We start from the raw sequence: 23,472 nt of genomic DNA on the forward strand, positions 1-23,472 counted from the left end.
GGGCTATGGATACCATCATCAAGGCTATCGTCTTCCTGCCTTTGATCGGCTTTCTGATCGCCGGCCTCTTCGGTAGTTCGATCGGCGCCAAGGCATCGGAATATGTCACCAGCGGTCTGATGATCATTGCCGCTGCGCTCTCCTGGTACGTCTTCTTCGACGTCGCCATGGGCCACCAGGAAATGATCAAGGTGTCGGTGCTGCGCTGGATCCAGTCCGGCACCTTCGATGTCGAATGGGCGTTCCGCGTCGATACGCTGACCTCGGTCATGTTCGTGGTCGTCAACACGGTGTCGACCCTCGTGCATGTCTATTCGATCGGCTACATGCACCACGATCCGCATCGTCCGCGCTTCTTTGCCTATCTGTCGCTCTTCACCTTCGCGATGTTGATGCTCATCACGTCGGACAACCTGGTGCAGATGTTCTTCGGCTGGGAAGGCGTGGGTCTTGCGTCCTACCTGCTCATCGGCTTCTGGTACAAGAAGCCGTCGGCCAACGCTGCTGCGATGAAGGCCTTCATCGTCAACCGCGTCGGTGACTTCGGGTTCGCGCTCGGTATCTTCCTGGTCTTCGTGCTGTTCGGCTCGGTCAACCTGGAAACGATCTTCGCTGCCGCCAAGACCTATCTGCCGGCCGAAGGTGCGGGAGCAGGGGAGGCCGTCGTCACCCTGTTCGGCATGCACCTCGACAAGGCTGACGCCATCACCGCCGCATCCCTGCTGCTCTTCATGGGCGCGATGGGCAAGTCGGCGCAGTTCCTGCTGCACACCTGGCTTCCGGACGCCATGGAAGGCCCGACCCCGGTTTCGGCTCTTATCCATGCCGCAACCATGGTTACCGCCGGCGTCTTCCTCGTCGCCCGCATGTCGCCGGTGTTCGAGCTGTCGCCGGATGCGCTGACCGTCGTCACCATCATCGGCGCGATCACCGCCTTCTTCGCGGCGACCGTCGGCCTCGTCCAGAACGACATCAAGCGCGTCATCGCCTATTCGACCTGCTCGCAGCTCGGCTACATGTTCGTGGCCCTCGGCGTCGGTGCCTATGGCGCGGCGATCTTCCACCTGTTCACGCACGCCTTCTTCAAGGCTCTGCTGTTCTTGGGTGCCGGTTCGGTCATCCACGCCGTCGATGGCGAGCAGGACATGCGTTACATGGGCGGTCTCCGGAAGCACATTCCGGTTACCTACTGGATGATGTTCATCGGCACGATCGCACTGACCGGCGTCGGCATCCCTGGCACGATCATCGGTACCGCAGGCTTCTTCTCGAAGGACGCGATCATCGAGTCCGCCTATGCCGCCCACAGCTCGGTTTCCGGTTTCGCCTATGCGCTGCTCGTTGTCGCGGCACTCTTCACCAGCTTCTATTCGTGGCGCCTGACCTTCATGACCTTCCATGGCAAGCCGCGCGCTTCCTCGGATGTCATGCATCACGTGCATGAATCGCCGCAGGTCATGCTGGTGCCGCTCTATATCCTTGGCGTCGGTGCGCTGGTCGCCGGCTTCATCTTCCACGATCACTTCTTCGGCGAAGGCTATGCCGAATTCTGGAAGGGTGCGCTGTTCACCTCGGCGGAAAACGAAATCCTGCATGAGTACCACCACGTGCCGAAGTGGGTTAAGTGGAGCCCGTTTGTCGCCATGGCGCTTGGCCTCTTCACGGCCTGGTACATGTATATCCGCCGGCCGGAACTGCCGAAGTATCTGGCAGAGCAGCACCGTGGCCTCTACCAGTTCCTGCTCAATAAGTGGTACTTCGACGAGCTCTATGACTTCCTGTTCGTACGCTCGGCCAAGTGGCTCGGCACCTTCCTGTGGAAGGAAGGCGACGGTCGCGTGATCGACGGCTACGGCCCGAACGGCATTGCCGCACGTGTGCTCAACGTCACTGACCGCGTTGTCCGCCTGCAGACTGGTTACCTCTATCACTACGCGTTTGCGATGCTGATCGGCATCGCCGCGCTTGTTACTTGGATGATGTTCAGGAGTTCCTTCTGATGACCGATTGGCCCGTACTTTCCGCGGTCACCTTCATGCCGCTCGTCGGCGTCCTGCTTCTCTTGCTCACAAGGGAAGACAGCGCCTACGGCCGCCGGAATATCCTGAACGTTTCGCTGCTGACGACGATCTTCACCTTCGCCGTGTCGGTCTACATCTGGTACCAGTTCGATTCCTCGAACCCGGGCTTCCAGATGATCGAGAAGCACGAGTGGCTCGGCACCGGCATTTCCTACCATCTCGGTGTCGATGGTATCTCGATGCTGTTCGTGGTGCTCTCGGCCTTCCTCATGCCGTTCTGCGTACTGGCGAGCTGGCTGTCGATCGAGAAGCGGCTGAAGGCCTACATGATCGCGTTCCTGGTCCTGGAAACGTTCATGATCGGCGTCTTCGTGTCGCTCGATATCGTGCTCTTCTACGTGTTCTTCGAAGCCGGTCTCATCCCGATGTTCCTCATCATCGGTGTCTGGGGCGGCAAGGACCGCGTTTACGCCAGCTACAAGTTCTTCCTCTATACGCTGCTCGGCTCAGTGCTGATGCTGCTCGCGATCATGGCGATGTACTGGCAGGCCGGTACGACCGACATCACGCAGCTACTGGCCTATAACTTCCCGCGCCAGATGCAGACTTGGCTGTGGCTCGCCTTCTTCGCCTCCTTTGCGGTGAAGATGCCGATGTGGCCGGTCCACACCTGGCTTCCCGACGCACACGTTCAGGCGCCGACGGCGGGCTCGGTCATTCTGGCCGGCGTCTTGCTAAAGCTCGGCGGTTACGGCTTCCTGCGCTTCTCGCTGCCGATGTTCCCGCTGGCCTCAGATTACTTCGCGCCGTTCGTCTTCACGCTTTCGGTCGTCGCCATCATCTACACCTCGCTGGTGGCGCTGATGCAGACCGATATCAAGAAGCTGATCGCCTATTCGTCCGTTGCGCACATGGGCTACGTGACGATGGGTATCTTTGCCGCCAACGTTCAGGGCGTGCAGGGTGCGATCTTCCAGATGCTGTCGCACGGCATTGTCTCCGGCGCGCTCTTCCTTTGCGTCGGCGTTGTCTACGACCGCCTGCACACCCGCGAAATCGCCGCCTATGGCGGCCTCGTCAACAACATGCCGAAGTACGCCGTCGCCTTCATGGTGTTCACCATGGCGAACGTCGGCCTGCCGGGCACGTCCAGCTTCGTCGGCGAAGTCCTGACCCTCGTCGGTGCCTTCCGTGCCAACACCTGGGTTGCGCTCTTTGCCACCTCCGGCGTGATCCTGTCGGCCGCCTATGCGCTCTGGCTCTATCGCCGGGTCGTGTTCGGCGCGCTGGAAAAGGAAAGCCTGAAGGCGTTGCTCGACCTGTCGCCGCGCGAAAAGGCCATCCTTTATCCGCTGGTGATCCTGACGATCTTCTTCGGCGTCTATCCGGCACCGATCTTCGATGCGACAGCGGCCTCCGTGGATCTGCTCGTCAACAACTACTCCGCAGCCCTGCAGGCAGCGCAAAACGTTGCGCTTTCGGTGCAATGACCACAGGACGTGATTGGACATGACTGCTGAAACCCTCCTTGCAAGCCTGCAACTCTCGATCCCCGAGCTGATCCTCGCGGTCGGCGCGATGGCGTTGCTGATGATTGGCGTGTTTTCCGGCGAGAAGTCGGCGTCGACGGTCACCGGTCTTGCGGTTGCCCTCCTGATCATCGCTGGCCTCTGGCTCGTGCTTAAGACCGGTGAAGGCGAAGCCTATGGCGGCGCCTTCCTGTCGGACCCCTTCGCCAAGTTCATGAAGGTTCTGGCCCTGATCGGCTCCATCACCGCCCTGGTGATGACGGTCGGCCATGCGCGCTCCGCCCAGATTGACCGTTTCGAGTTCCCGGTGCTTCTGGTGCTGGCAACGCTCGGCATGCTCTTGATGATCTCGGCCAACGACCTGATCTCGCTCTACCTGTCGCTGGAACTGCAGTCGCTGGCCCTTTATGTCGTCGCTGCCATCAACCGCGACAGCATCCGCTCGACGGAAGCCGGCCTGAAGTACTTCGTCCTCGGTGCGCTTTCTTCGGGCATGCTGCTTTACGGCATGTCGCTGATCTACGGCTTCACCGGCCACACCGGCTTTACCCAGATCGCGGCTGCGCTGACGGCTGAAGGCCGCTCGCTCGGCCTGATCTTCGGGCTGGTTTTCGTACTCGCCGGCCTAGCCTTCAAGATCTCGGCCGTGCCGTTCCACATGTGGACGCCTGACGTTTATGAAGGCGCGCCGACGCCGGTCACCGCCTTCTTCGCGGCGGCACCGAAGGTCGCCGCCATGGCGATCCTCGTTCGCATCGTCATCAACGCCTTCGAGCCTGTCGTTGCAGACTGGCAGCAGATCATCGTCTTCATCTCGATCGCATCGATGCTGCTCGGTGCCTTCGCGGCGATCGGCCAGAAGAACATCAAGCGCCTGATGGCCTATTCCTCGATCGGCCACATGGGCTACGCGCTGGTCGGCCTTGCCGCCGGCTCCATGGCTGGTGTTCGCGGCGTGCTGCTCTACATGCTCATCTACATGGTCATGACGCTTGGCACCTTCGCCTGCATCCTGGCGATGCGCCGCAAGGAAGGCGAAAACGTCGAGAACGTCGACGATCTCGCCGGTCTCTCGCAGACCAACCCCTTCATGGCGACGGTGCTGACCGTCCTGATGTTCTCGCTCGCCGGCATCCCGCCGATGGCAGGCTTCTTCGGGAAGTACTTCGTCTTCATGGCGGCCATTGAAGCCCAGCTCTATGCGCTCGCCATCATCGGCGTTCTCGCATCCGTCGTCGGCGCCTACTACTACCTGCGCGTCATCAAGGTGATGTGGTTCGACGATGCCAAGGGCGAGTTCGCCCGCACCGCCGGCGAACTGCGGCTGGTGTTCGGTCTCTCGGGCCTGTTCGTTCTCGGATACGTGCTCATCGGCGGCCCGCTCGGAAACGCCGCCGAAGTCGCGGCGCGGACCTTCTTTTGATCGCCTTTGAAAGCGGCGGCCGGATCTCGCTCGACGATTTCCGGCACGTCGCTCTCGATGCGGTCGGGTCGACCAACAGTGAATGCCTGGCGCGTGCGCGCCAGGGTGACCCGGGCAATCTCTGGGTCACGGCCATCAGGCAGACCGGCGGGCGCGGACGTCGCGGCCGGGCATGGTTCTCCGAACCGGGCAATCTCTACGCTTCGCTTCTCCTCATCGAGCCGGCACCGGTCGAGCACCTGCACTCTTTGCCGCTTGCTGTCGCCGTCGCCGTTCACAGGGCGATCCGCCAGGTGATGCCGCCGGGTTCGGCGCCGGTGGAGATCAAGTGGCCGAACGACATCCTGATCGACGGCAAGAAGACCTGCGGTATCCTGCTTGAAGGCGAAAGCCTCCCGGACGGGCGCCGGGCGCTGGTCATCGGTTGCGGCATCAACATCGCGGTCCAGCCGGATGAAGGGCTCTATCCCGTGACGTCGCTGGCCAACGAAGGTGCGTCGGTTTCGCCCGACGAACTGTTTGCGCGCCTGTTCCTGACGATGGCGGAGACCCTGCAGGTTTGGGATCGGGGCGCCGGTATCGCCACGACGATCGAACAATGGCGGGCAGCAGCCCGCGGCATCGGTGAAACGATAACCGTGAACCTGCCGGACCGGTCGCTTTCAGGACGCTTTGCCGGTATTGATGAGGCCGGACGGCTGGTGCTCGACACCGGCAACGGCATGACGCAGGCGATTGCCGCCGGCGACGTATTTTTCGGATAAATTTGGAACAGGGGCGCAACACGACATGGCGCAAGAAGAAGAATTGGTGTTCTTGCCGCTCGGCGGCGTCGGCGAAATCGGCATGAATCTTGGCCTGTACGGCTACGGACGGCCGGGCAGCCGCCAGTGGATCATGGTCGATTGCGGTGTGACGTTCCCGGGGCCAGAGCTCCCTGGGGTCGACCTCGTGCTCCCCGATATCGGCTTTCTCGCCGAAGAGCGCCGCAATCTCAAGGCGATCATCATTACCCATGCGCACGAGGACCACTATGGCGGTCTGAACGACCTGTGGCCCGGTCTCAATGTGCCGGTCTATGCCTCGCCGTTCACGGCAGGCATGCTCGAAGCCAAGCGGGATTTCGAGAAGAGCCGGGGCGAGATCCCCATCACGATCTTCAAGCAGGGCGACCGCATCAATGTCGGCCCCTTCGAGATTGAGGCCGTCGGCGTCAACCACTCGATCCCCGAGCCGATGTCGCTGATCATTCGCACGCCGGTCGGCACCGTGGTTCATACCGGCGACTGGAAGATCGACCTTCACCCGTCGCTCGGACCGTTGACCGACGAGACACGCTTCCGCCAGATCGGCGATGAAGGTGTGCTTGCGCTCGTCTGCGATTCCACCAATGCGATGCGCGACGGCGTTTCGCCGTCGGAGCAGGAGGTTTCCGAAAGCCTGACGAAGATCATCGCCAACGCTGAGGGTCGGGTGGCGATCACGACGTTCTCCTCGAATGTCGGGCGCATCCGCTCGATCGCCGAAGCGGCGGAAGAGGCCGGCAGGGATGTGCTTCTGCTCGGCAGTTCGATGAAGCGGGTCGTCGCCGTCGCTACGGATCTTGGGCTGATGGAAGGCATCAAACCTTTCCTCGCCGAAGACGAGTTCGGCTACGTGCCGCGCGACAAGGTCGTGGTCATCCTGACTGGCAGCCAGGGCGAGCCGCGGGCAGCCCTTGCCAAGATCGCCCGTGACGAGATGCGAAATGTCGCCTTCTCGGCTGGCGACACGGTCGTGTTTTCCTCACGCACGATCCCGGGCAACGAAAAGGCGATCAACGACATCAAGAACGGCCTGGTGGAACAGGGCATCCACATCATCACCGACAGCGAGGCGCTGGTGCACGTATCCGGCCACCCGCGTCGCACCGAGCTGCAGCAGATGTACCAGTGGCTGCGGCCGCAGATCCTCGTACCTGTTCATGGCGAGGCGGCGCATCTGACGGCGCATGGCGAATTGGGCCGGCAGTCCGGCATCGCCAGCGTTCCGCGTCTCAGGAACGGCGAAATGCTGCGTCTTGCGCCAGGTCCCGCCGAAGTGATCGACGAAGCGCCCCATGGCCGCATCTACAAGGACGGCAGCCTCATCGGCGATTTCGAGGAGATGGGCATCGGCGAACGCCGCAAGCTCTCCTTCGCCGGCCATGTCGCCGTCAACGTCGTTCTCGACAGCCGCTACGATTTCCTGGGCGACCCGGATATCGTCGCGATCGGCTTGCCGGAGTTCGACGACGAGGGCGAGGACATGGAGGACACGCTCTATGACGCCATTCTTGGCGCCGTCGAGAGCATTCCGCGGGCAAAGCGCAAGGATCTGGCAATGCTGCAGGAGGCGGTCCGCCGCGCCGTGCGCAGCACCGCCAACCAGATCTGGGGCAAGAAGCCGATCGTCACGGTGTTTGTCACCAAAGTCTGATTGGCCGGTCGCCCGTGACCATGTAAGCGGAACCGGACGTCAAAGCGGGAGATCGCAATGCTTGGAAGAGTGAACCACATCGCCATCGCAGTGCCGGATCTTCACTCCGCCGCCGAAAGCTATCGCTCGACGCTCGGCGCCTCCGTCACCGAGCCACAGGCTTTGCCCGAACACGGCGTCACCGTCGTGTTCGTCACGCTTGCAAACACCAAGGTCGAGCTGCTGGAGCCGCTCGGCGAGGGCTCACCGATTGCCGCTTTCCTGGCGAAGAACCCTTCGGGCGGGATGCATCACATCTGCTACGAGGTAGAGAACATCCTGTCGGCGCGCGACGCGTTGCGCGCCGCCGGAGCGCGAGTGTTGGGCGATGGCGAGCCGAAGATCGGCGCCCATGGCAAGCCGGTGCTCTTCCTGCATCCCAAGGATTTTCAGGGTACGCTGATCGAACTCGAAGAGGTGTGACAGTAGATCGCGCGATGCCGGTTTGTGCGATCGGGCGGTCAGCGCTATAAGGCGGACGGAATGTCGCGGAAGTCGCGGCGAAACGCGGGTTGCTCGCTGTCTTGCCGATCGCCTTCACCGGGAGCTTGAAATGCCGCTTTTTTCGACCTTTGCCATCTACTTCATCATCTGGTGGATCACGCTCTTTGCCGTGCTGCCCCTCGGCGTGCGCACTCAGGCTGAAGAAAACAGCGTCGTTCCGGGGAGTGTCGAGAGCGCCCCGGCGAAGTTCAACGCCAAGCGTGTCGTGCTTTTGACGACGGTGATTGCGGCCGTCATTCAACTTGCCTGGTATATCCTGTCCGTCAGGCTCGGCTACGGCATAGATTCCATTCCGCGTTTCTACCCAAAATTTGATTGATAAGTTCATCGCGGCCGCCGCGTGAGCCGGTCGCTCTCAATGCGACATGTTCTGTGCAATTTGATGGGCACATCTGTGCCTTGACGGAGCCTGCGCGCATGCCCGTGGGCAGAACCCGGGCAATTGCAGGATTGACCGCCGTGAAATTGACATAGTTCAATTTTGTAAGGTGCTTCGCGCGTCTGTCTCTTGCTGAAAAGCAAAAAAAAACAAGGCTAAAAGCCTTGTTTTTCAAGTTTCGCGTGATCTTTAATCCGTTTCCGGCGGCAGCGACGAAGCGCGCCTAAGATCTTATCCTCCCAAGACTTGACCGCGAAAGTCGGCAAGAATTTAGTCTTCATGCCTGTTTTGTGAGCCGAAACTAGCCCAAACATTGGGCTCTGTCATCCTGTTTTTTTGCATTTTTGCTACAGTCGGGTAAAATATTCCCGTTGACAATTACTGTCGTAATCTTGTTACTAGCGTGCTCTTTTGACGCAGGAGCGGCGTCGAGTTCCCCCTGAAAATCCGTGGATGCTTTCTCTGTCCGTGACAACGGAGAGCAGGGTTTTCTTCCGCCGGCGAAGCAGCTATGAACGCAAGGCTCCTAAAGGTTCCTGCCGGCTTTGCCGGTGATGGAAAATGGAGAGCCCGACCCGAGAAGCAGCGGTCGCCTTTACCAATCAAAAGGTGAAGCCGGCATCTCGCTCAACGTCATTTCGCCCGAATCCGCCGATAGTGCGACGTTCATCAAGTTCTGGAACCCGTCATGCGCCTGTCCCGCTTTTTTATGCCCATCCTGAAGGAAAATCCCAAGGAAGCGGAAATCGTTTCCCACCGCCTCATGCTGCGCACGGGCATGGTCCGGCAGCAGTCTTCGGGCATCTATACCTGGCTGCCACTGGGCAAGCGGGTTCTCGACAAGGTCAACGCGGTCATCCGCGAGGAGCAGAACCGCTCCGGCGCGATCGAGCTTCTGATGCCGACCCTCCAGTCTGCCGAGTTGTGGCAGGAAAGCGGCCGCTACGACGCCTACGGCAAGGAAATGCTGCGCATCAAGGACCGGCAGGACCGGCCGATGCTCTACGGTCCGACGAACGAGGAAATGATCACGGACGTCTTCCGTTCCTACGTGAAGTCCTACCGCGACCTGCCGCTCAATCTCTACCACATCCAGCTGAAGTTCCGTGACGAGATCCGTCCGCGCTTCGGCACCATGCGCTCGCGCGAATTCCTGATGAAGGACGCCTATTCCTTCGATCTCGACCGGGAAGGGGCCGAACACGCCTATAACCGGATGTTTGCCGCTTACCTGCGTACCTTCGCACGCATGGGCCTTCGCGCCATTCCGATGCGCGCCGATACCGGCCCGATCGGCGGCAATCTCAGCCACGAATTCATCATTCTTGCCGATACCGGCGAGTCCGAAGTGTTCTGCCATAAGGATTTCCTCGGCTTCGACATTCCGGGCGAAGACACGAATTTCGATGACGTTGCCGGCCTGAAGACGATCTTCGACAAGTGGACCTCGCGTTATGCGGCGACGTCGGAAATGCACGACGAGGCAGCCTTCAACGCGGTTGCCGAGGGCGACCGACTGTCGGCCCGCGGCATCGAAGTCGGCCACATCTTCTATTTCGGCACCAAGTACTCCGAAGCCATGGGCGCCAAGGTTCTCGGCCCCGACGGCAAGGAGCATGCAGTGCACATGGGCTCCTATGGCATCGGTCCGACCCGTCTGGTGCCGGCGATCATCGAAGCCTCGCATGACGACAACGGCATCATCTGGCCAAAGTCGATTGCGCCGTTCGATGGCGTCATCATCAACATGAAAGCGGGCGATGCCGCTTGCGACGGCGCCTGCGAGACGCTCTATTCCGAACTCGGCAAGGCTGGATTCGAGGCGCTGCTCGACGACAGGGACGACCGCGCCGGTGCGAAGTTCGCGACGGCTGATCTGATCGGCGTTCCGGTCCAGATCATCGTCGGACCGCGTTCGATCGCCAATGGCGAAGTCGAGGTCAAGGACCGCAAGACCGGCGAGCGCGAGACGATGACCGTCGAAGCGGCGATCAACAAGCTGATCGCAACGAAGTGACGAGGCGAGGGAAGGCAGGATGACCGCCGTGACTGAAAATCAGGTGCAGGCCGCAGAGCGGCCTGAAAAGTCCTCCAGCCGACCCTTTTCCGCCTTCGAGCGCATGGTGGCGTGGCGCTACCTGCGCTCCAGACGCAAGGAAGCCTTCATCTCTGTCATCGCCGGCTTCTCCTTCATCGGCATCATGCTCGGTGTGGCGACGCTGATCATCGTCATGGCGGTGATGAACGGCTTCCGCACCGAACTCATTTCCCGCATACTCGGCATTAACGGCCACATGATCGTCCAGCCGATCGATGGTCCGCTCAACAACTATCCGGAACTGGCGACTAAATTTTCGGGCGTCAAAGGCGTCACCATGGCGATCCCGATGGTCGAAGGCCAGGTTCTGGCGCAAGGGGTCGGTGACAGTTCGACCGGCGCGCTGGTGCGCGGCATCCGCGCCGACGACTTGAGCAAGATGAAGTCGGTTTCTGACCACATCCAGTCCGGCGATCTCGTCGGCTTTGCCTCCGGCTCTGGCGTGGCTATCGGTTCGCGCATGGCCGAGCAGCTTGGCATAACGGTCGGCGGAACGATTACGCTGACCTCGCCCAACGGCGACGTGACACCGCTCGGCATGAACCCGCGTGTGAAGGCCTATACCGTCTCGGCGATCTATGAGATCGGCATGTCGGAATATGATTCAACAATCATCTTCATGCCGCTTGAAGAGGCACAGCTGTTCTTTAACGCCGAGGGACTGGTCCAGTCGATCGAGATCTTCGTCGAACATCCAGATGTCGTTGAGGAGTTGCGCCAGCCGATCGAGGACGCGGCCGGACGGCAGATCTTCATCACCGACTGGCGCGACCGCAACAAGACCTTCTTCTCCGCGCTCCAGGTGGAGCGCAACGTGATGTTCATGATCCTGACGCTGATCGTGCTGGTCGCGGCACTCAACATCATCTCCGGCCTGATCATGCTGGTGAAGGACAAGGGCAGCGACATCGCGATCCTGCGGACCATGGGCGCGACCTCCGGCTCTGTCATGCGCATCTTCTTCATGACCGGGGCTGCAATCGGCGTTGCCGGAACGGTCGCGGGCGTGGCGCTCGGCGTCGTCGTCTGCCTCAACATCGAATCCATCCGACAGTTCTTCTCCTGGATCTCCGGAACGACGCTGTTTAGCCCAGAGCTTTATTTCCTCAGCCAGCTTCCGGCCGACATGAACGCAGACGAGACTGCACTCGTCATCGTCATGGCGCTGACCCTTTCCTTCCTCGCCACGATCTTTCCGGCCTGGCGCGCCTCGCGCCTCGATCCGGTGCAGGCCCTGCGTTACGAATGACAAGGACATCACCTCAATGAATGCGCGCGTGGCACTGCAGCTTTCCGGCGTCGAACGACACTATGGGGAAGGCGAGACGTTCCTTTCCATCCTCAAGGGTGCTGACTTCACGCTGAGAAGCGGCGAGACCGTGGCGCTGGTCGCGCCGTCAGGGACCGGAAAATCGACGCTGCTGCATGTGGCGGGTCTGCTGGAGCGCCCCGATAGCGGCGAGGTGCTGGTCAACGGGGTGTCCTGCGGCGGGCTCAACGATGATCGGCGCACGGCGATCCGTCGCAACGAGATCGGATTCGTCTACCAGTTCCACCACCTGTTGCCTGAGTTCTCGGCACTCGAGAACATCATGATGCCGCAGTTGATCGCCGGTCTGCCCAAGGCGGAAGCCGCGGAGCGGGCTGGGGCGTTGCTCGACTATATGCGCATCGGCCACCGCGCCGATCACCGCCCGGCGGAACTTTCCGGCGGCGAGCAGCAGCGCGTTGCGATTGCGCGCGCCGTTGCCAACGCGCCGCTCGTTCTCCTTGCCGACGAACCGACAGGCAATCTCGATCCGGAGACCGCCGGTTATGTCTTCGAGGCGCTGGAAGCGCTGGCACGGCAGTCGGGCCTCGCGGCATTGATCGCGACACACAATCACGAGCTCGCCGGACTGATGGATCGGCGGGTGACGATCGAAGACGGCAAGGTCGTCGAGATGAAGTGAGTGTGCCGGAGGGCGGACGCGACAACCACTCGGACGCCGCCACGTCAGCCTGCCTTTCGCTGGCGCACGTACAAGTTTCTCGACGTAAATCTAGACCGCCCTCGATGATCGTCGAAGCGGTGATCGACAAGCTGGTCGCAACGAAGTGATGAGGCGAGGGAAGGCAGGATGACCGCCGTGACCGAAGATCGGGTGCAGGCCGCAGAGCGGCCTGAAAAGTCCTCCAGCCGACCCTTTTCCGCCTTCGAGCGTATGGTGGCGTGGCGCTACCTTCGCTCCAGACGCAAGGAAGCCTTCATCTCTGTCATCGCCGGCTTCTCCTTCATCGGCATCATGCTCGGCGTGGCGACGCTGATCATCGTCATGGCGGTGATGAACGGCTTTCGCACCGAGCTCATCTCCCGCATTCTCGGCATCAACGGCCACATGATCGTCCAGCCGATCGACGGTCCGCTCAACAACTATCCGGAACTGGCGACTAAATTCTCGGGCGTCAAAGGCGTCACCATGGCGATCCCGATGGTCGAAGGCCAGGTTCTGGCGCAAGGGGTCGGTGACAGTTCGACCGGCGCGCTGGTGCGCGGCATCCGCGCCGACGACTTGAGCAAGATGAAGTCGGTTTCTGACCACATCCAGTCCGGCGATCTCGTCGGCTTTGCCTCCGGCTCTGGCGTGGCGATCGGCTCGCGCATGGCCGAACAGCTTGGCATAACGGTCGGCGGTACCATCACGCTGACCTCGCCCAACGGCGACGTGACGCCGCTCGGCATGAACCCGCGTGTGAAAGCCTATACCGTCTCGGCAATCTACGAGATCGGGATGTCGGAGTATGACGCGACGATCATCTTCATGCCGCTTGAAGAAGCGCAGCTCTTCTTTAACGCCGAGGGACTGGTCCAGTCGATCGAGATCTTCGTCGAGCATCCTGATGTCGTTGAGGAATTGCGCCAGCCGATCGAGGATGCGGCCGGACGGCAGATCTTCATCACCGACTGGCGCGACCGCAACAAGACTTTCTTCTCGACGCTCGAGGTCCAGAGCAACGTGATGTTCATGATCCTGTCGCTGATCGTGCTGGTCGCGGCACTCAACATCATCTCCGGCCTGATCATGCTGGTGAAGGACAAGGGCAGCGACATCGCGATCCTGCGGACCATGGGCGCGACCTCCGGCTCTGTCATGCGCATCTTCTTCATGACCGGGGCTGCAATCGGCGTTGCCGGAACGGTCGCGGGCGTGGCGCTCGGCGTCGTCGTCTGCCTCAACATCGAATCCATCCGACAGTTCTTCTCCTGGATCTCCGGAACGACGCTGTTTAGCCCTGAGCTTTATTTCCTCAGCCAGCTTCCGGCCGACATGAACGCAGACGAGACTGCACTCGTCATCGTCATGGCGCTGACCCTTTCCTTCCTCGCCACGATCTTTCCGGCCTGGCGCGCCTCGCGCCTCGATCCGGTGCAAGCCTTGCGTTACGATTGACCCCACGCTGTGACTTGCAACGTCGTTTCTTGAATGAATGCGTGCGTCTGACACAGCGATTACCACCTTCGCCGGCCATCCGCGGCGTTTGGCGTCCAAAGCGCGCCGCGATCCATCAGATTCGCGAACCGCTGCGCCCTCTTGCGTCACTTGCCGCGGGCCTTGCCCTCAACGCCTGATCAGACCGCCGCGATAGTCGAGCTCGTAGGCTTCCTCGCCGTCGACGAAGATGACCTCATGCCCGGAAAAATGTGCGGTGTCGCCGCGGCTGTTGTCGATGTAGTAGCCATGGGTGTGTCGGAACTCCGTGCCGCCGAGGAAATGCCGCTTGTCGCGGTACATCGCCTGAAGCGCCGCCCTGATGACGACGCCTGCCTTTTCGCCGTTTATGAGGTCAGGACGGATGATCCGCCCGAAGTAGTTCATCGCCCAGTGCGGCTCGTCATTCTGCCACACGGTCTCCTGGCCTGCGAAATCGGTCCCGCCGAAATAGCTGTCGAGGTAGCTCCAGCTATCCCGCTCGTAGCCGATGTCGTGAGAACCCGGGCGTGACGACGGTCGCTGCCCGCCGCCGCCGACATAGGTTTTTGATTTGGCTTCAACGATGAATTCTCTGAGTGCTTCGAGCGCGGCCATGATTGTTCCTCATACGTTCGCGCCGGAGGATGTCGCGATCCGCTGAAGTTGTAAAGAACAAATAGAGAACAATCACCCGGTTATTACAGGCCGCACGCCTTCTGCCCGCGATCGTCGCTCCAGTCCTTGAGAAGGATGAGCTCGCCTTTCGCGGTGATTGGCTTGTCGTTCGAATTGCCCTTGCCCGTCAGCACGTTGAGGTCGCATTGCGCGGTGTTGTCCGGATCGAGCGTATCGTAGGACGAGTAGGTGTAGCCCGCCACGACGAAGTCGAAGTTGCGATAGGCGACCGTCAGCTTCTGTTCCCAGCGGTCGCGCCCGATGGCATCGTTCTGACTGGTGATGAGCAACGAGCCGCTCGGCAGCGCCTCGATCGACGGCGCTTGGCCGACGAGTTCGAACTGACCCCAGACCTTGTTCGGAATGGCCGACTTTAATGCCAGCGCGCCGTTGTCGCCGGTGAGGTAGAGATAGATGCCGTTGTCCTCGTCGCTGCCTTCGGCGGGTCGTACGATGAGCGCGAGATCCTGGCTCCCGTCCTTGTTCCAGTCGCCGGTCGCCGCCGAGACGATGCGGGCGGGGTCTATCGTCTCTGCTGCGGAGACGGTGGTCGGAAGCAGGATCAGCAAGGGGAGAATCAGGCGTGCAAGCATGTCGGAGCGCTCCGCGTGGTCGTTCCTCTTGATATGCGGGCGCCGCGCTTTCCTCAAGCGGCTTCGTCGTCAGTTAACCTGCATTCGGGCGCGATGTTAACCATCGTGAACAGAATGCCTGTGCACTGCTTGACGCGTGAACAAAAATGGAACAAAGTAAAAACATAACGGAAAAGGAGCCATGTTATGACTGATTTTGTTCGTGACCTCGCCGCCTTCGCGTCGATGAGCCTGTTCATCGCAAGCATCTCTTTCATTGCGCTCGGCCTCTGAAGGCGGGCGTCAACATCTTCTCTCAAGCACCTCCGCAAAGCGTCTCATCCCCGTTGAATAAGGGGGACGACATGCCAGGGGAATCTGGACATGACGGGCGATAAACGGGATATCCTTCCGACTGGACAGGAATCAGGGTGCGACAATGGCAGACGACAGCAAGGCAGCATCGAGTGAGGCGCTCGGCACGGATCCGCAGTTCGTGCATCTGCGCGTCCACTCTGCCTTCTCCTTGCTCGAAGGCGCTCTGCCGCTGAAGAAGGTCATCGGCAAGGCGGTCGCCGATAACCAGCCGGCGATCGGGATCGCCGACACCAACAATCTCTTCGCAGCCCTCGAATTCTCGCAGAAGGCAGCCGGTGACGGGCTGCAGCCGATCACCGGCTGCCAGCTGTCGATCGACATGGAGGACGAGACCGAGGGGGATCGGCGCGGCCATGGGCATCAGCTCGCCAAGCTGCCATCGATCGTGCTCATCGCCGCCACCGATGACGGCTATACGCGCCTCGTCGATCTCGTCAGCCGTGCCTATCTGAGCGGCGAGGGCAGCCAGGCGACGCGCATTACGCGCTCCTGGCTTGGCGAATGCGGCACCGAGGGCTTGATTGCGCTGACCGGCGCGTCCGGTGGCCCGGTGGATATCGCCATGAAGGCGGGCTCCACGGCGCTCGCCGAAGCGCGTCTCGAAGCCTTGCATGATCTCTTTGGCGATCGGCTCTATATCGAGCTGCAGCGCCACGGTGGCCATGACCGGCGGCACGAGAGCCGGATGATCGAGCTTGCCTACAAGTTCGATATTCCGCTTGTCGCCACCAACGAAGCCTTCTTCCCGTCGCCCTCCGACTATGAGGCGCATGACGCCCTGATGGCGGTAGCGCACAACGCCATGGTGTCGGACGACAGCCGGTTCCGCCTGACACCGGACCACTATCTGAAGAGCCGCAAAGAAATGGCGGCGCTGTTTGCCGATCTGCCCGAGGCACTGGAAAACACGATCGAGATCGCCCGGCGCTGCTCCTTCATGCTGAAGACCCGTGGGCCGATCCTGCCGCGCTTTACCGGCGCGACGGCGGATCCGGAGGAGGCCGAGCGCGCCGAGTCGGACGAACTGCGTCGCCAGGCGGAGGAGGGCCTCGAAGACCGTCTCGCGAGACTCGGTATGGCGCCCGGCTACACCCAAGAGGAATACCGCGAGCGCCTGGCCTTCGAATTGAGCGTCATCGAGCGCATGAAGTTCCCCGGCTACTTCCTGATCGTTGCCGACTTCATCAAATGGGCCAAGCAGCACGACATCCCCGTCGGGCCGGGCCGCGGCTCGGGCGCCGGCTCGCTTGTCGCCTATGCGCTGACGATCACCGACGTCGATCCGATGCGCTTCTCGCTGCTGTTCGAACGCTTCCTCAATCCCGAGCGCGTCTCGATGCCCGACTTCGACATCGACTTCTGCCAGGACCGGCGCGAAGAGGTGATCCGCTACGTGCAGCGCAAGTACGGTCGCGAACAGGTGGCGCAGATCATCACCTTCGGTTCGCTGCAGGCCCGTGCCGCCTTGCGCGACGTCGGTCGCGTGCTCGAAATGCCCTATGGTCAGGTCGACAAGATCTGCAAGCTGGTGCCCAACAACCCCGCCAACCCGACGCCGCTTTCCAAGGCGATCGAGGAGGAGCCGCGCCTGCAGGAAGAGGCCGAGAAGGAGCCGGTGGTCGCCCGCCTTCTCGATATCGCCCAGAAGATCGAAGGCCTTTACCGCCACGCCTCGACCCACGCCGCCGGTATCGTGATCGGCGACCGGCCGTTGTCGCAGCTGGTGCCGATGTATCGCGATCCGCGCTCCGACATGCCGGTCACCCAGTTCAACATGAAGTGGGTCGAGCAGGCCGGTCTCGTCAAGTTCGACTTCCTCGGCCTGAAGACGCTGACGGTGTTGAAGGTCGCGGTCGATTTCGTCAAGCAGCGCGGCATCGAGGTCGATCTCGCGAGCATCCCACTCGATGATCTGAAGACCTACGAGATGCTGTCGCGCGGCGAAACGGTCGGCGTGTTCCAGGTGGAAAGTGCCGGTATGCGCAAGGCGCTGATCGGCATGCGGCCCGACTGCATCGAGGACATCATCGCACTCGTGGCGCTCTATCGCCCAGGCCCGATGGAGAACATCCCGGTCTATAACGCCCGTAAGCATGGCGAGGAAGAGGTCGAGTCGATCCATCCGAAGATCGACCACCTGCTCAAGGAAACGCAGGGCGTTATCGTTTACCAGGAGCAGGTGATGCAGATCGCCCAGGTGCTCTCTGGCTACTCGCTCGGCGAGGCCGATCTTCTGCGCCGCGCCATGGGTAAGAAGATCAAGGAGGAGATGGACAAGCAGCGCGCCCGTTTCGTCGACGGCGCCGTCAAGAACGAGGTGTCGAAGCCGCAGGCCGACCTCATTTTCGACCTGCTCGCCAAGTTCGCCAACTACGGCTTCAACAAGTCGCACGCGGCGGCCTATGCGATCGTGTCCTATCAGACCGCCTACATGAAGGCGCACTATCCGGTGGAGTTCCTGGCGGCGTCGATGACGCTCGACATGTCCAACACCGAAAAGGTCAACGACTTCCGCCAGGATGCCAAGCGTCTGGGCATCGAGGTGATCGCCCCGTCGGTACAGACCTCGTTCCGGCACTTCCAGACGGGCGAAAGCCGCATCTATTACTCGCTTGCAGCGATCAAGGGCGTGGGCGAGTCAGCGGTCGAGCACATCGTCGAGGTTCGAGGCGACAAGGCCTTCGCAAGCCTCGAAGACTTCTGCCTCCGGATCGACCCCAAGCTGCTCAACCGTCGCGTTTTTGAAAGCCTGATTGCCGCCGGCGCCTTCGATTGCTTCGGCTACGACCGGGCGGAGCTGGTCGGCGGGCTCGATCGTATTCTCGGGTTTGCCCAGCGGGCTCAGGAAAACAAGACGAGCGGGCAGAGCGACATGTTCGGCGCAGGGGCGGCCACCGGGCCGGAGCGCATTGCGCTTCCGACCTACACGCCGTGGCTTGCCTCGGAAAAGCTGCACCGCGAGTTCCAGGTTCTGGGCTTCTATCTGTCTGCCCATCCGCTCGACACCTACAATGCGCTGCTCGCCAAGATGCGCGTGCAGACCTTCGGCGATTTCGCCGGCGCTGTGAAGAAGGGGGCGACGGCCGGAAGGCTCGCCGGAACCGTAACCTCGAAGCAGGAGCGCAAGACGCGCACCGGCAACAAGATGGGAATCATCGCCTTCTCGGATTCCTCCGGCCAGTTCGAGGCGGTACTGTTCTCCGAGATGCTGCACCAGTATCGAGACCTGCTAGAGCCCGGCAAGTCGCTGGTCATGACCGTGGCGGCGGAAGAGCGGCCGGAAGGCATCGGCCTGCGCATCCAGACGCTGCGGTCGCTCGAAGAAGAATCGCTGCAACTGCAGAAGGCGCTGCGCGTCTATGTGCGCGATTCCGGGCCGCTGAAGTCGATCGCCTCGCACCTCAACATGAAGGGCGACGGGCTCGTCTCCTTCGTCGTCATTAAGGACAATGGCCAGCGCGAGATCGAGGTTGAACTGAACGAGAAGTTCCGGATTTCGCCGGAGATCGCTGCAGCATTGCGCTCGGCGCCGGGCGTCATCGACGTCGAACTGGTGTAATCCGAGGCGGGGCTCCACTGAATTGCAGTGGAGCGGCGATTGAGCCGGCTTGGAACCTATCGACCCGCGGCGGGACGCTCGCCGGGTGCTTGTCTGCCGGTCTCGCAGATCAGTCGCCGGGACGTGTCCGAGTAATGGTGATGAAGTCGGTGCCCTGACCGGTCTCCAACCCGCTTTCCACATCGGCAATCGAGAGCGATGAGCCCTCGGCGAGCAACGTTTCCACGCGCTTGCGCACATCGTCGGAGATCGTCACGCGCGCCAGCGTGCGCTGGATGCCGTTATAGGCGAAGGGCTCGGCCTCCGTGGAGATGCCGAGCCGCTTCTTCGTCGAGGCGGGCAGGTGATTCTCGAGCGAGACGCCGAACCATTTGCCTTCGGCACCTTCTTCTTCATTGTGCCGGAACTGGAGGAAATGCGTTCCGAGCGCCTCTTCCGGCTTGTCGATCGTAAGCCCGGCTTCAAAGAGCGGCTTGAACCCTTGTCGCACGAGGATCTTGCCGTTTTGCGGCGGCGTACGTCCGGCCTTGCGAAGGAGCCTGTCGGTCAGGTCCGGTGTCAGCTTGCCGTCGCTGTCAATGCCTTCGCTTGCCTGGAAGGCACGCAGGGCCGCAATCGTCGCCGGCCCTGCATGGCCGTCGATCGCGCCCGGCGCGTAGCCGAGGAAATCCAGGGACGTCTGAACCTCGCGCATGGTGTCGCGGGTATCGCTTCGGGTGATCAGGATACGGATCGGCTCCTCGGTGGATCGCGCCGAATTGGCGCCGCCGGGCGGCTCCCGCATCGCCACTTCCACCGGCGCATCGCCGGCCTGGCTGATCGCCGGTCTGAGCGGCACGTCGGAAAGCGGCGGCTGGAGATCGATCGGGGCCGGGCGGAAGAGTAGGGCGCTCTTGACCTCCAAGGGCGTTATCTGCCGGTCGGAGATCAGCACGTGCACGCCGCGCTCGGTCAACTTGTAGAGCGAGGCAGCAAATTCACTCGGCAACCGCACGCAGCCATGGGACGCCGGATAGTCCGGCACATGGTTGGAGCCATGCAGAGCAATGCCCGACCAGGTGAGCCGCTGCATGAACGGCATCGGAGCGTTCGAATAGATGTTCGACTTGTGATGACGCCGCTTTTCCAGGATAGAAAAGATGCCCGATGGCGTCGTGTGGCCCGCCTTGCCGGTCGAGACCGGTGATGTCGCAATGACAGCGTCGCCGTCATAGACGACGAGCGATTGCTGATCTTTCGAGACGATGATCTGCAGCGGCCCGCGACTGCCTGCAAAGCCGGTAGCCGGCGACAAAAGCAGTGCGACGACGCTGGCGGTGAGAGCGAAACGCGATACCATACACTCAACCCAACACGTGACTTGGCGAACAAGCCTAGCCTTCAATCTTTAAGGAATTCATCCTGCTGTGTGGGCTGTCGGTCAAGGTTGCGTGATCGCTTTGCGAAGCGTGCCTGCTCGGGCAAGCACGCTTGCGGTCTCACGGATCGCGTTTTCTGGTGCCGAAAGTGTAGCCGGTTTCGACGCTCGCCTTGCCGAATTTGTCGCGCAGCTTGTTGATCGCGTCCTCGGCCGCAGCGCGCCTGGTGGCCGCGGGATCGACGAGATCGGGCGGATCGGCGAGATCCGGGGCGGAGAGATCGCTGACGCCGATGCCGATCAGCCGATACTTCGTTCCGTCCGCCTCTTTTTCGAGAAGTTGCAGGCCGATGCGGAAAATGCGGTCGGCAAGGCGGGTAGGGCTATCCAGGCGCCGGTTGCGGGTGCGGATCTTGAAGTCGGCGGTTTTGAGCTTGAGAACGACCGTCTGGCCGGCGAGTTCCGACTTTCGCAGCCGGTGGGCCACTTGCTCGCTGAGGCGCCGCAGATGCGTGACCAGGTCGTCATAGCGCGCGATATCGTCGTTGAACGTCGTCTCTGCGGAAACGCTCTTGGCTTCGCCGTCGATTTCGACCGCTCTTTCGTCGAGCCCGCGCGATAGGCGAAAGAGCCGCTGCCCCATGGTGCCATAGCGCCGCATCAGGTCGCCTTCCTCCATGGTCTGCAGTTGCCCGATCGTGCGCACGCCGTCACGCTCCAGCGTGGCGGCAAAGGCCTTGCCGACGCCCCAGATCAGGGTCACCGGCTTCTCGCGCAGGAACTCCAGCGCCTCGGCTTGGCCGATGACGGAAAAGCCGCGCGGTTTTTGCAGGTCGGACGCCACCTTGGCGAGAAACTTGCAGTAGGAGAGGCCGACCGAGACGGTGATGCCGATTTCCTGCTCGATCCGGCGGGCGAGCCGCGCGAGCGTGCGTGCCGGCGGATCGTGATGCAGCCGCTCCGTGCCGCTGAGTTCGAGGAAGGCTTCGTCGATCGACAGCGGCTGCACCAGCGGGGTCAGTTCCTGCATCAGCGTGCGCACCTCGCGGCCGACGCGGGCGTATTTCTCCATATTGGGCTTGATGACGATGGCCTGGGGGCAGGCTTCCAGCGCCTTGAACATCGGCATGGCCGAGCGCACGCCGTGAATGCGGGCGACGTAGCAGGCGGTGGAGACCACGCCGCGCTTGCCGCCGCCGATGATCACCGGCTTGTCCGCAAGCTCCGGGTTGTCGCGCTTCTCGATCGAGGCATAGAAGGCGTCGCAGTCGATGTGCGCCAGCGTCAGGTCATAGAGCTCCGCATGCCGCAGAATGCGCGGGCTGCCGCAGGCGAGGCAGCGCCGCACCGACGCCGCCTGTTCCTTGAGGCAGTCGCGGCAGGAGCCTGGAGAGTGAGCAGCGCTGTCGAGCATATCGGGAACAAATATTGAACATTGCGACCTTAAGCACTACTCTAGCGAGTCTCAAGGAGGCGCGATTGGAAATCACAATGCAATTGTCGCCGTTGAAAAGGATCACCGGGCGCGTCTTGCGCAGCGCCGGCGCGGCTGAATTTGCGCCGACGGGCAGCCGATCCGGGCTAGCCGCGGAAGTGCGCGCGAATGGCTGCGGCTGCCTCCGGCCAGTCTGCGACGGCGCGGATGTCGGCGTCGAGCTTCGGCGCGAGCGCCTTGAACTCCGAGTCGGCCATGAGGTTTATCGGCAGGCAGGTCGGCGCGTGATCCTTCACCGATCGCAGGTTGCGAAGCATGTCGTCGATGAAGACGAGGGGGACGTTACGGCTGCCGTGAAGTTTTTGGACGATCGGCCCCTTCGGCTCTTCGGACGCAAGCAGCGGATAGGGCAGGCCGAGCCGGTCAAGAAGAGCGCGACGAACCGCAGCGTGCTGCGGCGGCATCGCAGTCAGAAAGACGATATCGGCTTCCTCCGACAATGCGGCCAGGGTCTCGACGACCTTGGCGGCGGGCGTTTGCCAACGATCCTGCGAGCCGTAGAAGGTGTCGAGCAGGATCTTGACCTCTGGCTCCGTCACCGGCTGCTCGTCCGCGTGGGTGATGATGTTGCCGGTCAGGCGAAACGATCGGGGCAGGAGGACATGGCCGCAGCTCCCAAGGAACGCTTTGAACGGATTGATGAATTCAAGCACGACATCGTCGATGTCGCTGACGATCAGCGGACGGTTTCCAAGCGTGATGCTGTGAACTGTCGGCGCGTTTGCCACCCTCAATCCTCGAAGCCTGCGTGGCCGGAAAGTACCGTATGGGCGCGCACGACGTCTTCAGGCGCCGTACCGGTCGCGGTGCAGAATGCCATCAGGGTCGGCTCATGGTCCATCAGAAAGGCGACGAGCCCGCCCATGAAGCCGGGTTCGGCAATCGCGTTGCGCAACGCCGTCGGGTCCGTGCCGGTCAGCGCCAGAAAGCGGGACAGAAGCTCAGGCTCGCCGGCAAGCCAGGAGAGAATGTCGATGGCGATTTCGTCGGCGCTCTTCAATGGTTTGTCCCCGTATGGTTTTTACGTGCGGAGTTACCTATTTTTCAACCAAATAGGCCTATCTCTGACGTTGAGGAAATGGGTCGAGTCGTCGGCTCCGCACGTTAATTGTCCTGAGGAGACTTGCAAGGTGACGATGGACAGCAAGGGATCGACATGCCCAAACAGGTGATGATTGTTGAGGACAACGAGCTGAACATGAAGCTCTTCCGCGACCTGATTGAGGCCTCCGGCTATGCGACGATCCAGACTCGCAACGGCATGGAGGCGCTCGAGCTCGCGCGCAAGCATCGGCCCGATCTCATTCTCATGGACATTCAGCTGCCGGAGGTTTCCGGTCTGGAAGTGACGAAGTGGTTGAAGGAAGACGATGAGCTGCACGTCATCCCGGTCATCGCCGTGACCGCCTTTGCGATGAAGGGCGACGAGGAGCGGATCCGCCAAGGCGGGTGCGAAGCCTATGTCTCCAAGCCGATCTCCGTACCGAAGTTCATTGAGACGATCAAAACCTACCTGGGCGATGCCTGAGCGGCG

General features: G+C 61.6%; 19 protein-coding genes. 13 read left to right on the forward strand and 6 right to left on the reverse strand.

The genetic code is table 11. The features are described 5' to 3' along the window. The first annotated feature begins 5 nt into the window (after positions 1–5). The 11 genes from nuoL to IB277_RS04505 all read left to right on the forward strand — a co-directional run bounded on the left by nuoL (position 6) and on the right by IB277_RS04505 (position 13,881). A complete protein-coding gene (gene nuoL, locus IB277_RS04455; protein WP_034803566.1) occupies positions 6–2,000 on the forward strand; it encodes an NADH-quinone oxidoreductase subunit L in 1,995 nt (664 codons plus the stop codon). After that, positions 2,000–3,511, forward strand: a complete 1,512-nt coding sequence (locus IB277_RS04460) for an NADH-quinone oxidoreductase subunit M (RefSeq protein ID WP_060522197.1) — start codon at positions 2,000–2,002, stop codon at positions 3,509–3,511. Before nuoL ends, IB277_RS04460 begins: the two co-directional genes overlap by 1 nt. A gap of 19 nt (positions 3,512–3,530) precedes the next feature. Further along, positions 3,531–4,973 (forward strand): NADH-quinone oxidoreductase subunit NuoN, encoded by a 1,443-nt coding sequence (gene nuoN / locus IB277_RS04465; RefSeq protein WP_034803562.1) that lies wholly within the window; start codon positions 3,531–3,533, stop codon positions 4,971–4,973. Further along, positions 4,973–5,737, forward strand: coding sequence for a biotin--[acetyl-CoA-carboxylase] ligase (locus tag IB277_RS04470; protein WP_162727209.1), 765 nt, complete (start codon positions 4,973–4,975; stop codon positions 5,735–5,737). The genes nuoN and IB277_RS04470 overlap by 1 nt, the downstream gene beginning before the upstream one ends. A 25-nt stretch (positions 5,738–5,762) precedes the next feature. Further along, positions 5,763–7,430, forward strand: coding sequence for a ribonuclease J (locus IB277_RS04475; protein WP_060580866.1), 1,668 nt, complete (start codon positions 5,763–5,765; stop codon positions 7,428–7,430). 57 nt (positions 7,431–7,487) lie between these two features. Beyond that, positions 7,488–7,892: a methylmalonyl-CoA epimerase gene (gene mce, locus IB277_RS04480; protein WP_034803559.1), complete on the forward strand. Its 405-nt coding sequence runs from the start codon at positions 7,488–7,490 to the stop codon at positions 7,890–7,892. 130 nt (positions 7,893–8,022) lie between these two features. After that, the gene (locus IB277_RS04485) at positions 8,023–8,292 is read left to right on the forward strand and encodes a DUF1467 family protein (RefSeq protein WP_034803557.1); all 270 of its coding nucleotides are present in this window, start codon (positions 8,023–8,025) and stop codon (positions 8,290–8,292) included. Between the two features lie 748 nt (positions 8,293–9,040). Then, entirely contained in the window at positions 9,041–10,369 is a 1,329-nt protein-coding gene (gene proS / locus IB277_RS04490) for a proline--tRNA ligase (RefSeq protein WP_034803555.1), read from the forward strand. Between the two features lie 19 nt (positions 10,370–10,388). Continuing rightward, positions 10,389–11,699, forward strand: a complete 1,311-nt coding sequence (locus tag IB277_RS04495) for a lipoprotein-releasing ABC transporter permease subunit (protein ID WP_064816985.1) — start codon at positions 10,389–10,391, stop codon at positions 11,697–11,699. Between the two features lie 16 nt (positions 11,700–11,715). Then, the gene (locus tag IB277_RS04500; RefSeq protein WP_034786709.1) at positions 11,716–12,402 is read left to right on the forward strand and encodes an ABC transporter ATP-binding protein; all 687 of its coding nucleotides are present in this window, start codon (positions 11,716–11,718) and stop codon (positions 12,400–12,402) included. A gap of 168 nt (positions 12,403–12,570) precedes the next feature. Next, positions 12,571–13,881 carry a lipoprotein-releasing ABC transporter permease subunit gene (locus IB277_RS04505; protein ID WP_192370786.1) on the forward strand — a complete coding sequence of 437 codons (1,311 nt, stop codon included), beginning with the start codon at positions 12,571–12,573 and terminating at the stop codon, positions 13,879–13,881. Between the two features lie 168 nt (positions 13,882–14,049). Here the strand turns inward: IB277_RS04505 and IB277_RS04510 are convergent, their stop codons facing one another. Together IB277_RS04510 and IB277_RS04515 are read right to left on the reverse strand one after the other, a co-directional pair. Continuing rightward, positions 14,050–14,517 carry a DUF5680 domain-containing protein gene (locus tag IB277_RS04510; RefSeq protein WP_192370787.1) on the reverse strand — a complete coding sequence of 156 codons (468 nt, stop codon included), beginning with the start codon at positions 14,515–14,517 and terminating at the stop codon, positions 14,050–14,052. Positions 14,518–14,600: 83 nt separating this feature from the next. Next, entirely contained in the window at positions 14,601–15,170 is a 570-nt protein-coding gene (locus IB277_RS04515; RefSeq protein WP_192370788.1) for a hypothetical protein, read from the reverse strand. Between the two features lie 418 nt (positions 15,171–15,588). Here IB277_RS04515 and dnaE point away from each other — a divergent pair, with 418 nt between their 5' ends. Next, positions 15,589–19,086 (forward strand): DNA polymerase III subunit alpha, encoded by a 3,498-nt coding sequence (gene dnaE, locus IB277_RS04520; RefSeq protein WP_192370789.1) that lies wholly within the window; start codon positions 15,589–15,591, stop codon positions 19,084–19,086. Between the two features lie 109 nt (positions 19,087–19,195). Here the strand turns inward: dnaE and IB277_RS04525 are convergent, their stop codons facing one another. From IB277_RS04525 to IB277_RS04540, 4 genes are all read right to left on the reverse strand, one after another. Then, entirely contained in the window at positions 19,196–20,425 is a 1,230-nt protein-coding gene (locus tag IB277_RS04525) for a L,D-transpeptidase family protein (protein WP_110818449.1), read from the reverse strand. 139 nt (positions 20,426–20,564) lie between these two features. After that, entirely contained in the window at positions 20,565–21,857 is a 1,293-nt protein-coding gene (locus IB277_RS04530; protein ID WP_192370790.1) for a DNA polymerase IV, read from the reverse strand. A 167-nt stretch (positions 21,858–22,024) separates the two neighbouring features. Further along, the gene (locus IB277_RS04535) at positions 22,025–22,666 is read right to left on the reverse strand and encodes a hypothetical protein (RefSeq protein ID WP_090294512.1); all 642 of its coding nucleotides are present in this window, start codon (positions 22,664–22,666) and stop codon (positions 22,025–22,027) included. A gap of 2 nt (positions 22,667–22,668) precedes the next feature. Further along, positions 22,669–22,938, reverse strand: coding sequence for a DUF3572 domain-containing protein (locus IB277_RS04540; protein WP_060522206.1), 270 nt, complete (start codon positions 22,936–22,938; stop codon positions 22,669–22,671). A gap of 156 nt (positions 22,939–23,094) precedes the next feature. On the opposite strand from IB277_RS04540, the gene IB277_RS04545 reads away from it, so the two are divergent. Continuing rightward, complete coding sequence (locus IB277_RS04545; RefSeq protein ID WP_003537642.1) at positions 23,095–23,466, forward strand: response regulator; 372 nt, start codon at positions 23,095–23,097, stop codon at positions 23,464–23,466. Positions 23,467–23,472: the final 6 nt, after the last annotated feature.

The sequence above is a fragment of the Ensifer sp. ENS07 genome (genome assembly GCF_014852185.1).
In the GTDB taxonomy this organism is placed as follows: Bacteria; Pseudomonadota; Alphaproteobacteria; order Rhizobiales; family Rhizobiaceae; genus Ensifer; species Ensifer adhaerens.